This is a genomic window from Corynebacterium sp. J010B-136 (assembly GCF_002967075.1).
Taxonomy (GTDB): Bacteria; Actinomycetota; Actinomycetes; order Mycobacteriales; family Mycobacteriaceae; genus Corynebacterium.
Genome location: NZ_PUGE01000003.1, coordinates 83675 through 97110, shown reverse-complemented (window position 1 = coordinate 97110; position 13436 = coordinate 83675). Strand labels below are relative to the sequence as shown.

The window sequence follows — 13436 nt, the reverse complement described above, 5'->3', positions numbered from 1 at the left end:
ACCTAGAGTTGTTCCAACCAGTTACGCAAGAGGTGCAATCCAGCCTCGCCGGATTTTTCAGGGTGAAATTGCGTGGCCCACAAAGGACCATTTTCCACCGCAGCCACAAACGGATCTTTTTCGTGCTGCGCCCACGTCACCGTAGGTGGCGTGGTGATTTCAGTTTCTAATTCCCAGCGGCGCACGCCGTATGAGTGCACGAAATAAAAACGGGTATCTTGATCGAGGCCGGCAAAAAGTTGTGAATCTTTTTCCATCTTCACGGTATTCCAGCCCATGTGCGGCAAGACTTCCGCATCGAGGCGTTCCACCAGGCCTGGCCATTCCCCGCAGCCTTCGGTGTGGATGCCGTGTTCGTTGCCGGCATCGAAAAGCACCTGCATACCCACACAAATTCCTAGAACCGGACGTCCACCCGCCAGGCGCTGGCCGATGATGCGCGGTCCGTGAATCGCGCGCAGGCCTGCCATGCACGCGGCATACGCGCCCACACCTGGTACCAACAGGCCATCGGTTTCTACCGCGACTTTCGGATCGGATGTCACGGTCACATTCGCCCCAACATGTTCTAAGACACGCTGAGCACTTCGCAGATTTCCGGCTCCGTAATCAAGGAGGGCTACGGATTTCGAAGTCATTATTTATTTTTCCTTTCGCAGGCGCTTGAGGCGAGTTTTAATATTGTCATATTCAGTTACACGGTGTTTGCCAACAACGTAGTCCAGGCTGGTCAGGCCCACTCCAATGAGGATAACCACGGCACCAGCGGCATAACCACCGGCGTATCCTGCACCGGCTACCACGCCCGCAAACACAATGGAGCCGACACCCGTTCCGCCGTCATAGGAGATATTCCACAGCGCAGAGGCTTCAGAAGATCGGGTACGCGGTAGGCGCTGGAACATCGAGAGCAAAGCTTCTTGCTGCACCACGCCAAAGCCGATGCCAAAGAGTGCGGCGGCAACAACCAGCCACCACACTGACCAGCCAGCTAAAATCACCGCGGCCATCAGCGCCATGCCCACACAGGAGGTGAGCTGGCCAGGGATGTAGAGGCGTCCGGCTTCGCCGAAACGGTCGGCGGCAGAGCCGGCAAAATAGCGCGAGACCATCGCGGAGCCACCGACGATCGAGAGCATGATGCCGCCCAAAGTTGCACCGGTGACAGGGTCAATATCGGTCACGGTCGCGGGCAAGAAAGACGAGACCAGACCGTAGCTCATAGAAATAGCACTGAGCCCCAGCGCCGGCACCAGGACAAGTTTCCAGATGGAAACGCGTGGGCGTGCACTTTCGCTTGTCGATGCCCCCTCAGTTTCCACCTTGGGATGGATATCTGGGATTCTAAACGCCATCCCGACGGCGATAACCGCGATAACCGCAGCGGTGATGTAGGTGACCTCATAGCCGAGTGAGGAAGACATGTACAGACCAATGGGCAAGAAGACCATTTGCGCAGCGCCAACGAAGACGCCGAGCACGCCAGTGGCTTTGCCGAGGTATTTCAGCGGTACTAGCTCCGCCATGAGCGCGGATTCCGCAACGGTCAGCGCACCAAAACCGGTGCCACGCAGAGCCGAAAACAGCAAGACCGCCCATGCTTCTGTTCCAATAAGGTGTCCCAATGCTGGCACACCGAGCATGAACGCAGATACCGCCATCAACCGGCGATAACCAAACTTCCGCAGCATCCAGGGAGTGAAAATCTGCGTGAGAACAGTCGCGGCCATGAAGATACCGGTGGATGCACCCGCTAGTGCTGGGGAACCGCCGTCTTCAATAACCTGCGTCGGTACAACCGGAAGCAAAATCGACCAAGCACCAAAAGCTGCCGCGACGGCGATCATCGTTGGTGCGAAACCAGGTACCTTCCACAAGGTGACCTTTTCAGGAGCCTGGGTAGCATCTGGCCCTAGCTTCGGCGCAGGTGTGGTGGCGTCATCGATGGAGTGAAGTCGATTGCGGTTGAAGTTCTTGCCGTTTTTAGCCAATTATTGCATCTCTCCTATCATCCACGCGATTGCAGCACCAGCCGCGGCTAGAGCCAAGACTGCTGCCATAACTGTCCAAAATTTTGAACCTTGCTTATAGGCGCTCCAGGCTCCGCCGACTAGCATGCCGGCAACCATAAACATCAAAATTACAGCGAGGTACACGGCGGAGTCTACAGAGCTCCCTTAGTTGAAGGTATCCCAGTTTGGCGTGGATCGCTTTCTACTGCCTGGCGCAGCGCACGTGCCACAGCCTTGTACTCAGCTTCGGTGATGTGGTGCGGGTCGCGGCCATAACGCACGTTGACATGCAAAGTAGTTTGCGAGTGAATCGCAAAGGTCTCAAAGAAGTGCCGGTTAATCACCGTGGCATAGTGCCCGCCGATGATTTGCCAGTCTAAGTTTTCCGGCTCGCCATTCATGACGTAGTACGCGCGCCCAGAAATATCGATGACAGCTTCCACCAACGCTTCATCCATCGGCAAAAGCTGGGAACCGAAGCGGCGAATGCCCTTCTTATCCCCAATGGCATCAGCAAAAGCGCGTCCTAAAACAATCGCGGTGTCTTCCACGGTGTGGTGCGCATCGATTTCAATATCGCCATCTGCCTTGACCGTCAGGTCAAAGCTGCCGTGGGTGGCGAAAGCGGTGAGCATATGATCGAAAAACGGCAAGCCCGTGGAAATATCCGATTTGCCAGTGCCATCGAGGTTGATTTCCACGCGGATATCGGATTCCGAAGTCTTGCGCTCAGCTGCGCCAATTCTTTGTGTCATTTTAGATCTCCTTCACAATCGCAGCTGCTGCCTCCAAGAAGGCATCATTTTCTTCCGGCAAACCAATGGTGGTGCGCAAAAAGCCGGTAATTCCGACATCTCGAATCAGCACGTCGCGCTCCAGGAATTTCTTCCACGCTTCGTGCTGATCTTCAAATTCGCCAAAGAAGACGAAATTCGATTCACTCGGGATGACTTTGTATCCCAGCTTATCCAGGCTTTCAACCACGCGGATGCGCTCGGAAGACAGCTTTGCCACGGTCGACAACGTATCTTCGCTATGACGCAGCGCGACCACCGCCGCCGCCTGCGTCAGGCTGGAGAGGTGGTACGGCAAGCGCACCAGCATCACGGCTTCAATAAATGCCGGGGCAGCAATGAAATAGCCCACGCGCCCGCCGGCGAAATCAAAAGCCTTCGACATCGTGCGTGAGACCACCAGCTTGGTGGGATATTTCTCCAGCAAGGTCACAGCAGATGGGCTCGGGCTAAATTCGGCATAAGCTTCATCGACAATCACAATGCCCGGGGCAGCCTGAATCAGCGTTTCGATATCAGCGAGGCTGGTGACATCGCCCGTAGGATTATTTGGCGTGGTAATAAACACCACGTCGGGCGCATGCTTATCGATGCTTTCCAGCGCCTTGGTGATATCAATCGTAAAATCTTCAGCGCGTGGGCATTCGATAAATTCCGTCTGCGTGCCCCCACTTAGGATAGGGTGCATGGAATAAGACGGAGTAAAGCCTAAGGCCTTGCGTCCCGGGCCTGCGAAAGCTTGCAGTAGCTGCTGCAAAATTTCATTGGAGCCATTGGCCGCCCAGACTTGTTCCTTGGTGACTGCTACCCCAGTTTGCCCGGTGATGTAGTTGGCCAGTGATTCCCGGAGCTCCACTGCGTCACGCTCTGGGTAGCGGTTGAGATCGCGGGCGATCTTGCGCACTTCTGCAAGCAAATCCGCAATGAGTTCCTCAGACGGCGAGTACGGGTTTTCATTGGTATTAAGTTGATAGGCCACGTGCAGCTGCGGTGCGCCATAGGCAGACTTACCGCGTAGTTCATCGCGCAAAGGCAAGTCATCAACGCTCACGTTGGTAGAAGAATTATCAGTCATGAAAGTCCCTGTCCTTTAGTTATCCTCTAAGCGAGCACGGATAGCTTCCCCGTGCGCTGGCAGATCTTCAGCATTAGAGAAGTTGACCACAGCGTCAGCTACTTCTGCTAGACCTTCGCGGCCGTATTCAACAATGTTGACCGGGCGCAAGAAGGTGTGCGTAGACAGCCCCGCGCTAAAGCGCGCAGTTCCCGAGGTAGGCAGCACGTGGTTCGAACCTGCGGAGTAATCACCCAGCGGCACAGGTGAATAATCACCGACGAAAATTGCGCCCGCGTGCTTGATGCGCTCAGCTACCGCGCGGGCATTTTCTGTCTGCACTTCCAGGTGCTCAGCCGCATAAGCATCGGCTACTTCAATGCCCTGCTCGATGTCATCGACAAGCACAATGCCCGACTGCTCCCCGCGCAACGCTTCTGCTGCGCGCTCAGCGTTTGCCGTTGCGGTATAGCGTTGCTCGACTGCCTTGGAGACAGCGTCGGCGAGGGTTTCCGAGTCAGTAATGAGCACGCTCGCTGCCATCGGATCGTGCTCAGCCTGCGAGATTAAGTCATAGGCAACATAGACCGGGTTCGCAGACGCATCGGCTAACACAGCAATTTCTGTAGGCCCGGCCTCAGAGTCTGTGCCGACCAGTCCACGCACCAGGCGCTTGGCGGCGGTAACAAAGATATTGCCTGGGCCGGTGACCATATCGACAGGTTCAAGCTCTGCCTCATCATCGCCATAAGCCAACAGCGCAATACCTTGCGCACCGCCTACCGCCCAGACCTCATCCACGCCCAAAATAGCGCAGGTAGCCAGCACCGTTGGGTGTGGCAGACCGCCGAATTCCTTCTGCGGCGGCGAGGCAACGACCAAGGTCGAAGCACCGGCTTCTTGTGCCGGCACTGTATTCATAATGACAGAGGACGGGTACACCGCCTTGCCACCGGGAACGTAGAGGCCAACGCGCTCTACTGGGCGAAAGACCTCCGTGACAGACGCATCAGGGCCCAAAGAAGTAGTGTGTGATGCTGGCTTTTGCTCAGCGTGAACTTTGCGCACACGTTCAATGGAGACCTCGATGGCCTCTTTAATCTGCGGATCGAGCTGCTTCACCGCATCATCTAGTGCCTGTTGCGGCACACGGATGGCCGCAGGGCGAATTCCGTCGAATTGCTCGCAGTACTCCAGTGCGGCTGCTGCGCCACGATGTTGGATGTCATTGACTATGGGGGCGACTTTTTCCACGACGGAGGCGACTGAAACACCACCGCGAGGAATAATTCGGCGCAATTGGGAGGTAGTTAATTTCCGACCCCGGAGATCGATGACGCGCAACATTGAGCAGGCCTTTCCAACGAGTATGTTTAGGTGCTTTAACCTATCATACGACCGCTATTGACCCGGCTGAAAATGGGCATCCCTTCCCACAGAATGGACACCCCTGAAACGCGTTTTAATACAGTGCTCTAATACCGTGATCTAATACAGGGGCTGCCCGACTTCTGTCGGCACAGCTGCAGTTGCTTCTTCACCTGCGCTAGAGCTTTCAACAGTGAGGTATAGCCCCGACCAGTAGACCAGCAGGCACACAAAAGGTGCAGCTGCCAGCCCTAACCCTGGATTGAAGCTGGGTACCCAGCTGACTTGGCTTCCTACTTCTGCTGTCACATCTGGCATCGTCGGTGCAAAAAATCCCCCGACTAGCCAAAAGGCTAGCGAGCCCAGCACTGTCAGCAGGGCCAGATACAGCATCGTTGCTAAACCGCGGCGGGATTTCGCGTATTTAAATACCCCGAAGGCCACTGCCCCAGCGAGCAGCGCCGTAGCCAGCACGAAGGCACCAAAGCCTTGGAATTGCGCATTGGAAGTTGTATCGATGGCAAAGCCGCCACCTTCCACTGCTGTTGCTGTCATCTCTGGGCGCCACAGGCCCCACAAGAGTCCGAAGATGGAAAAGACGATGAGGACTAATGCCAAAAGCCCCGCACCAAAGCCGACGGTGCGGGGAAAAGTTATACGTGCCACGAGAATAAAGAATAACTAATTAAACGGCTTAGTTACAGAACAGCCAGTTGCCGCTCTCATTCTTAAAGCGCATGACTGAGGTATCGACACCTTCACCGGTGTTGACGGTAACAGTCGCAGAAGCAGTGTCGCCATTGACTGCAAGATCGTCGATGGACTGCACGCCCGCTGCGTTCCAGTTATCGCTGACCTGGTTCATTGGGATCTGTGGGAAGACGCTGTAGTCGACGTTGTGGACGTCTGGGTTTTGCTCAAGCACCTGAGTACAGGTGTGCTCTGGGATGTAGCGCATGTAAGAGCGCATATCGCCTACCTCATACCAGCCGTTGACCAGCTTGGAGATGGCACCGCGGGTGGCCTCATCTGCTGGTTGGCCACCTTGAACCGGCTGCAATTCCTCAGCGGCTAATGGGTTGCCAGCCGCAGCATCAGCAGCACCGGCTGCAGCTGCAGGATCGGTTCCCTCCGCGCTTTCAGGTTCCTGGGTTTCTGCCGGGGTTTGAGTCGTAGGCTCTGCCTCTTCAGAAGTTTCCTTGGCCTTCGACGTCGTGGTCTCTACAGAAGAGGTCTCCTTTGAAGAGGTGGCCTCTACCGTGGAAGTAACCGCAGAAGTAGATGGCGCAGCCGTTTCCTCGCTTTCATCAGAGCCACATGCAACGAGAGCAAATGGCGTAACCAGCGCGAGTGCGGCGGCGGACAATTTCATCGGGCGTGGAAAAGACAAGTTTTCTCCTGTATTAGTGTGTGCTTGCTGTCAAAGGTTGATTCGGTCATCACAAGAGCATCACTAGAGGCTCAAGTCTTAGACGCCAAACTTCCTATCTATACATCGCAACAGACATCGTGTGCGTTATATCCTAACAATGCAAACTTCCGCAGCCCTTTAAGGGATCCTCAAAGCTTGCTGTGAACATAGGCCTCTCCAAGCGTAGACCTCGCCAAGGCTCGGTCTACGTTTAGACAATGCTCGGGTAGACTTTCTCAATGTGCAATTGACCCGCGAAGATATCATCACCACAGCCGTAAAACTGCTTAACACTTATGGTTTTGCGGATATGACCATGCGCAGAATCGCCACCACCTTAGGCGTGGTCCCCGGCGCGCTGTATTGGCATGTTGCCAATAAGCAAGCGCTAATTGCAGAAATTGCTGCGAGTTTTATCACTCACCTCGACGGCGCTTCTACTTTGGAGCTGGTCGCAAATTTGCGGAAAATTCTTCTCGCTCACCGCGATGGCGCGGAGTTAGTCACCGCTGCTCTTTCTCAAGCCGACTCCCCGACGTGGACGCACTTGACTGAAAAGTTCGCAGAGGCGTTGCGCGAAACCGGCGCTGATGACTCAGCGCGACGTATCGCCGCTGAGACTTTAGTGCACCTTGTGCTGGGTACTACCGTGATGGATCAAAACCGCGCCCAGCTCGAGGCGCTGACCAAAACCAGCACCGATGATGACGCTGCTCAATCAACGTCCTCGTCGAATGAGGCCACCTTAGCGGACTCTTCGCTGCTGCAAGGCGCAGAAATCATCATCGCCGGGGTTCGGCAATTTACCCCTTAGTGATTTAAAGGTGCTGTATAAGACGCCAAAGCCATGCGAGTGCGTTAAGCTTTTCACTCATGATGGCATCGAGTAGTTCAATAACACAACCATGGCCAGGAGCTCCTTACCCTTTGGGTTCCTCGTTTGATGGGGCAGGTACTAACTTTGCAATCTTTTCGGATATTGCCGAGAAAGTAGAGCTCTGCCTGATTGAAGAAGACCTAAGCGAAGTCCGCATTGAGATGGAAGAAGAAACCGCTCACGTCTTCCACTGCTACCTGCCGACCGTGGGGCCGGGCCAGCGCTATGGCTATCGTATCCACGGCCCGTACGATCCTGAGCAGGGCCTGCGTTGCGATCCCAGCAAGCTTTTGGTTGACCCTTATGCCCGTGCCTTCGAAGGCGACTTCGACGGCGATGCCTCGCTCTTTTCTTATGACGTCCACGCTGAGCCAGCAGGCACTGGGCGCAATGAAGAAGATTCTTTAGGGCACACGATGTTGTCCGTGGTCATCAATCCTTACTTTGATTGGAAAGGCGACCGCCGTCCAAACACCCCGGAAACTGACACCGTCATTTATGAAACCCACGTCAAGGGTATGACCATGACGCATCCAGATGTGCCGGAGCATCTGCGCGGAACCTACGCCGGCATGGCGCATCCCTCGATCATTAAGTATTTCCAAGACTTAGGGGTAACAGCTGTAGAGCTGCTTCCAGTTCATCAGTTTTTGCAGGATGACCGTCTGCGCCAACTAGGCCTGCGCAATTACTGGGGTTATAACACTTTTGGGTTCTTTGCTCCTCAGCAAGATTATGCAGCCGATCCAACTCCTGGCGGTGCTGTCGCAGAATTCAAAGCGATGGTGCGCGCGTACCATGCTGCCGGAATCGAGATCATCCTAGATGTGGTCTATAACCACACTGCGGAAGGCAACCACCTCGGCCCCACTATCGCTTTCCGCGGTATCGATAACCTCGCCTACTACCGGCTAGTCGATGAAGATAAGTCGCAGTACATGGACTACACGGGCACAGGTAACTCTTTAAATGTCCGCCATCCGCACTCCTTGCAGTTGATCATGGACTCTTTGCGGTACTGGATTACGGAAATGCACGTCGACGGTTTCCGCTTCGACCTCGCAGCGACTTTGGCGCGTGAGCTAGATGACGTCGATAAGCTAGCGACATTTTTTGACCTTGTCCAGCAAGACCCCGTGGTCAGCCAGGTTAAACTCATCGCGGAACCGTGGGACATTGGCCATGACGGCTACCAAGTGGGCAACTTCCCGCCAATTTGGAGCGAGTGGAACGGTAAGTACCGCGATACGGTGCGCGATTTCTGGCGCGGCGAACCAGCAACTCTTGGTGAATTTGCATCGCGGCTAACCGGCTCGTCGGATCTGTATGCCAACAATGGCCGTCGCCCGACTGCCTCGATTAATTTCATCACCGCACATGACGGTTTCACCCTGCGCGACTTGGTGTCTTTTAATGAAAAGCACAACGAGGCCAATGGTGAAGACGGCCGTGACGGTGAATCGCATAACCGTTCGTGGAACCACGGCGTCGAAGGTTCTACCGATGATGAAGATATTCTGCGCCTGCGCCGTCGCCAGCAGCGTAACTTCCTCACCACGTTGCTGCTTTCTCAAGGCACGCCCATGATTTCACATGGCGATGAGATGGGTCGTACCCAAAATGGCAATAACAATGTCTACTGCCAGGATAATGAAACTGCCTGGATGGACTGGTCGCTACTGGAATTGGACAAGCCTTCCGAGCTTTACACCTTTACCAAGCGCGTTATTGCGATTCGCCGCAACCACCCAGTCTTTCGCCGCCAGCGCTTTTTCTCCGGCGGACCGCTCGGTGCCGATGTTCGCGATCGCGACGTTGCATGGCTCGTGCCTTCGGGAAGATTGATGAACCAAGATGACTGGGATCATGATTTTGGCAAGGCCTTGATGGTCTACCTTAACGGCAATGCCATTACCGAACATGACCCCGCGGGCCAGGAAATCAAAGATGACTCTTTCATCATGATGTTCAATGCGCATGATGAAGCAATTGAATTTCGACTGCCCACGCAAGATTTAGGTGCGAAATGGCAACTGATGGTCGACACCGCTTTCCGCGGTGGGTACCCCAAAGAGGACACCATCTTAGAGGCAGAGGGTACGCTTTTAGTTCAGCCCCGTTCGACTCTAGTCTTGAAGCAGACTGAGCCGCCGGTATATAGTCCCTCCCCTTCTGCCCAGTCGGAAGACGAAGCAGAAGAGCAGCAGTAAATTCGCAGAAAGGCATGAGCACCTAACGTGACGGTTTCAACACTCGGAGCTTCGTTGTCGATTTCCCAGGGCAACTTGGTCTATGTTCCCTCGCAGCTAACAGCCTCACTCACCGGCGAATTGCGCCGTGAAATTGCCCTGGCCGATATCGACGCTGTCGATGCCGTCCAGCCCACCGCAGCCGCTTCGGGCCGAATCGTCATTAGCTTTGCAGATTCCAAGTCTGCAGCCTGGACGATCGCCTTTGCGCCTAACCAAGATGCCCAAGGCTGCGCGCAGTGGATCAATGATGTGCGCTCCGGAAAAATCACCGAAGAGCACAGCAGCCCAGGCGCGGTGGAGCTTCAAGCAACCGCTACCCCAGGCTTGGACTTTGTTGCCGTCGATGTCGAGACCGCCAACGGCAATTGGGCGTCTATCTGCCAGATTGGCGCCGTGCGTTTTGTCGCTGGTGAAGAAACCGAATCCAAAGTGTGGCTGTGCCAACCGCCCGCGGGCATTGAACACTTTGAGGACGTCAATATCTCCATCCACGGCATCACGCCTGACGATGTCAAAGGCGCCCCGACTTTCGCTGAAGCCGCCGGTGAATTGCTGACTTTCCTGCGTGACGATGTCCTCGTCGCACACAATGCGCAGTTCGATTCCACGGCTTTGCGCTCAGCATTCTTGCGCACCCAGATGCCCGTACCGCAGATTTCTTTGGCGTGTTCGTTGGCGTTGGCTAGGTATGCATCGAAAAGCAAAGTGCTCAAGGTAGCCAACCACAAGTTGCCTACCGTGGCCAAGGCAGTGGGCTTTGGCAGCTTCCAGCACCACGATGCGCTTGACGATGCCCGCGCTGCCGGCCACATCATCTCCGCCCTCGCGCCGGCTTTCGCGAACGGTGCTGGCGAGCAAACCATCCGTGATATTTTTGATGACCAGGGTTTCCAACTGGGCACCATGTCGGCTGAACATATCATGCCGGTGCTGAGGAAAGATACTGCGCCGATTTCGCCGGAGGATTTGGGCGCCGGTACTGATTTCCGTGACCGCACCTCATCTGACCCGTGGGGTACGGCCGAGCCGGCCGCCGAGAAGAAAGAGCCGGCCAAGAAGGCTCAACGCCGCCCAGCACCGTGGGAGTCGGTGGCGACTCCGGATACCATTCCGGATCCGAATCCGGATGCTGATAAGGACTCGCCTTTGTACGGCCAGCATGTCACTTTGACCGGCGATTTCGAGCCTTTTGATAAGGGCGTTTTGTGGAACGGTATTGCGCACCACGGCGGCCAGGTGGGCAAGAATGTCACCAAGAAGACCACCATTTTGGTGCTCGGCGAATGGGCAACGACCACGTCTAAGGAAAAGCGTGCTGATGAGCTCAATGAGAAGGGCCAGGGCATTGAAAAGTGGCCAGCGTCGAAGCTCTTTGAGGTCTTAGAGTTAGAAACCGAACCACCTTTCTAGGAATCTTTAACGCGGTAAATTTCTGAGGAGATTTACCCCGGAACCTTTGGGCAGCACGCGCAGTCCTAGAAAGGTACTAACCTTTCTGAGATTTTGGAGAATCCCTGCCGTGCTCACTGATCTTGCTTCCCGTCCTCTCCCTTCCCTAGCGCAGACTCAGCCCCAGTTTTCGGTGCGGGAGATCTTTCCTGCCTTGCACGCGACATCGTGGGTGAAGTCGCGGCCTTTATCCGATGATGGGTTCTCTGACTCGCTGGCAACCTTGGCGCTATCGCCGGAGCTGCGCGTGGGATTACAGGCCGGCGGGTGCAAGATTAGCCAGCGTGGCCTCGATAGCTTGGGGCTGAGCATCCAAGCCGCATGGGATTTGGCTGCTTTAAACTTAGAGCGCGCCGCCCGCACTCCGTCTGGCTTGGAATTTTCTACCCGGTCTGTAAGCGCGCGTTTTGGCCCGCGACTGCCAGCCGGGGTGGAAATTAAAGTCCGGGGTGCTGATGCGCAAGCGTGGCTGGCGCACCCGCAAACTTTCACTATTTTGCACCATCACCTGGTGCGCATCCTGCGTGCCCAGCAACTGACTTATCTTTTACCCGATTCCCATTCTCTACTGGCGTTTATCGATGTCCCCGCCAAAGCACTGATGGGATTCGCTGCGTCACTGCCCAGCCCGTGCCCCTACCCGTTATTATGGGCACATGGATTCCCGCAGGAATTTCGTACTTAGCTTTCAGGCAAAGGAGCTTATTCACTCATGGCTGAATCACCCATCTCGAAACTGAGCAATCAGTACCACGAATGGGTACGCGTGCACCCGCGTGCCGCGCGCGATTTTCGTGATGCCATCGAAGACCTCCTCAATGACGCCGGCGTGATTTTTGACCGCGTCGCGGCGCGCGTTAAGACTTGGCCCTCGCTGAAGGCGAAGGCCAAAAAGCGCAATGCCGACGGCGATTTGGTCTACCCGCACCCGTGGGACGATATCCACGACATCATGGGAGTGCGCGTCAATGTCTTTCACTCCACGGTGATCCCTGAAGCCTTAACTATCTTCGGGGACTCTTTTGAGGTCATTAAATCCGTGGACAAGGCTGCTGAAACTCGCGTCGCTGGCGGCTTTGGCTACGGCTCCCACCACTTGGTTCTGCGCGTGACCGAAGATATGGAAGATTTAGCCGATTACGTCGGTATGCGCTTTGAAGTACAAATCCGCACGGTCTTGCAGCACGCCTGGGCCGAATTTGAGCATGATATTCGATACAAGCAAGGCTCCGGCGCCCAGCCCCCGCAGGTCGATAGGCTCTTTACTTTGGCCGCTGGCTTGATCGAACTGGCGGATAATCAATTCGATGAAATCGCAGCTCTCAAAGACCCGGATGAGCACACTGATTCTGATATCCAAATCTCCGCAGAAACCCTCCCCGGTATTTTGGCGGTGCTGCTTACCGGCCGCTTCCCGCGCTCGCGTTCTGAGCACTACCGCTGGCTCGCTGATTTGCTTGAAACCAACGGCATTACCACCATGGGGCAGTTGGAAAACCTCCTCAATGAGCACGATATCCAAACAGTTCATGACGCGATGAAGTACCGTTTCCGGCCGGGCCAAGTACGGCTTATCGATGACCTCTTGCTCAACCGCTTCGGCGAATCCCACATCGATGCCACCGCCGAGACCGGTACCCGCCGCGACCGTCGCCAGCGGCTTATCTCCCGCCTGAAGGCCCTACGCTCCATGCACAGCAAGCAGTAACCCCGATGTGCTTGGAATCTAAGCCCGGAATCTATTCACATTCCTCGCCGCGTTGCGCCTTTTGTTGGCCCTGTGCCTTTGGCTCTTTCCGCCCGACTTTATCCTGCGGAGTAACGCCCCATGCCGAGCTGTTTCTTCAACCCTCATCAGCGTACTAATGAGCGTGGTCATCATTTTCTCCACGCTGAGTTCTTTCCCTGCTTCTAAAGCTACTTCCCCATTGATAATCAACAGCTCGACGAATCCCGCTGTGTCTCGGTAATCTTCCGCCATACTCCAATTCCCTCTCGAACGTTCTTCTAGGTCCGAGCGCCGCCCTAGCAACAAAGCTCGGACTATGAGTTCCAGGAGCATTCCGCCCAGCAAGGATTCCAGATAGATTTTAGGATCGCCGAATTTCACCGCACCCGCCATTGCGGATTCGGTACGTTTCCCAAAGAGCGATCGCGCAATTACCCCGCTAAGCCGCACACTTTAATCAGGGCTAGGGCAATTACCGCGGTCTTAGCGC

The 13436-nt window shown here is 55.4% G+C and carries 12 protein-coding genes; 5 read left to right on the top strand and 7 right to left on the bottom strand.

All coding sequences use genetic code 11. From position 1 onward, the window contains the following. Positions 1–2 precede the first annotated feature (2 nt). The 7 genes from hisH to C5Y44_RS06155 all read right to left on the bottom strand — a co-directional run bounded on the left by hisH (position 3) and on the right by C5Y44_RS06155 (position 6618). Positions 3–638: an imidazole glycerol phosphate synthase subunit HisH gene (hisH, locus tag C5Y44_RS06185; RefSeq protein ID WP_105324158.1), complete on the bottom strand. Its 636-nt coding sequence runs from the start codon at positions 636–638 to the stop codon at positions 3–5. A 3-nt stretch (positions 639–641) separates the two neighbouring features. Then, positions 642–1991: an MFS transporter gene (locus tag C5Y44_RS06180; protein WP_105324157.1), complete on the bottom strand. Its 1350-nt coding sequence runs from the start codon at positions 1989–1991 to the stop codon at positions 642–644. Between the two features lie 173 nt (positions 1992–2164). Further along, positions 2165–2767, bottom strand: a complete 603-nt coding sequence (gene hisB, locus C5Y44_RS06175; protein WP_105324156.1) for an imidazoleglycerol-phosphate dehydratase HisB — start codon at positions 2765–2767, stop codon at positions 2165–2167. 1 nt (position 2768) lies between these two features. Beyond that, on the bottom strand, positions 2769–3881 hold the full coding sequence (locus C5Y44_RS06170; protein ID WP_105324155.1) for a histidinol-phosphate transaminase: 1113 nt from the start codon (positions 3879–3881) through the stop codon (positions 2769–2771). A 15-nt stretch (positions 3882–3896) separates the two neighbouring features. Further along, positions 3897–5207, bottom strand: a complete 1311-nt coding sequence (hisD, locus tag C5Y44_RS06165) for a histidinol dehydrogenase (RefSeq protein WP_105324154.1) — start codon at positions 5205–5207, stop codon at positions 3897–3899. Between the two features lie 141 nt (positions 5208–5348). Next, the gene (locus C5Y44_RS06160; protein WP_105324153.1) at positions 5349–5894 is read right to left on the bottom strand and encodes a hypothetical protein; all 546 of its coding nucleotides are present in this window, start codon (positions 5892–5894) and stop codon (positions 5349–5351) included. A 28-nt stretch (positions 5895–5922) separates the two neighbouring features. Further along, a complete protein-coding gene (locus tag C5Y44_RS06155) occupies positions 5923–6618 on the bottom strand; it encodes a hypothetical protein (protein ID WP_233189869.1) in 696 nt (231 codons plus the stop codon). A gap of 262 nt (positions 6619–6880) precedes the next feature. Here C5Y44_RS06155 and C5Y44_RS06150 point away from each other — a divergent pair, with 262 nt between their 5' ends. From C5Y44_RS06150 to C5Y44_RS06130, 5 genes are all read left to right on the top strand, one after another. Continuing rightward, on the top strand, positions 6881–7453 hold the full coding sequence (locus tag C5Y44_RS06150) for a TetR family transcriptional regulator (RefSeq protein ID WP_105324151.1): 573 nt from the start codon (positions 6881–6883) through the stop codon (positions 7451–7453). 59 nt (positions 7454–7512) lie between these two features. Continuing rightward, positions 7513–9726 carry a glycogen debranching protein GlgX gene (gene glgX, locus C5Y44_RS06145; protein ID WP_105324150.1) on the top strand — a complete coding sequence of 738 codons (2214 nt, stop codon included), beginning with the start codon at positions 7513–7515 and terminating at the stop codon, positions 9724–9726. A gap of 27 nt (positions 9727–9753) precedes the next feature. After that, complete coding sequence (locus C5Y44_RS06140) at positions 9754–11178, top strand: exonuclease domain-containing protein (protein ID WP_233189866.1); 1425 nt, start codon at positions 9754–9756, stop codon at positions 11176–11178. 109 nt (positions 11179–11287) lie between these two features. Beyond that, on the top strand, positions 11288–11902 hold the full coding sequence (locus C5Y44_RS06135; RefSeq protein ID WP_233189864.1) for a hypothetical protein: 615 nt from the start codon (positions 11288–11290) through the stop codon (positions 11900–11902). 27 nt (positions 11903–11929) lie between these two features. Then, a complete protein-coding gene (locus C5Y44_RS06130; RefSeq protein ID WP_105324149.1) occupies positions 11930–12925 on the top strand; it encodes a GTP pyrophosphokinase family protein in 996 nt (331 codons plus the stop codon). Positions 12926–13436 lie beyond the last annotated feature (511 nt).

Excerpts from the sequence above, each read along its gene's own strand:
- hisH (WP_105324158.1), bottom strand. The coding sequence starts at position 638 with ATGACTTCGAAATCCGTAGCCCTCCTTGATTACGGAGCCGGAAATCTG.
- C5Y44_RS06170 (WP_105324155.1), bottom strand. The coding sequence starts at position 3,881 with ATGACTGATAATTCTTCTACCAACGTGAGCGTTGATGACTTGCCTTTG.
- glgX (WP_105324150.1), top strand. The coding sequence starts at position 7,513 with ATGATGGCATCGAGTAGTTCAATAACACAACCATGGCCAGGAGCTCCT.
- hisD (WP_105324154.1), bottom strand. The coding sequence starts at position 5,207 with ATGTTGCGCGTCATCGATCTCCGGGGTCGGAAATTAACTACCTCCCAA.
- hisB (WP_105324156.1), bottom strand. The coding sequence starts at position 2,767 with ATGACACAAAGAATTGGCGCAGCTGAGCGCAAGACTTCGGAATCCGAT.
- C5Y44_RS06130 (WP_105324149.1), top strand. The coding sequence starts at position 11,930 with ATGGCTGAATCACCCATCTCGAAACTGAGCAATCAGTACCACGAATGG.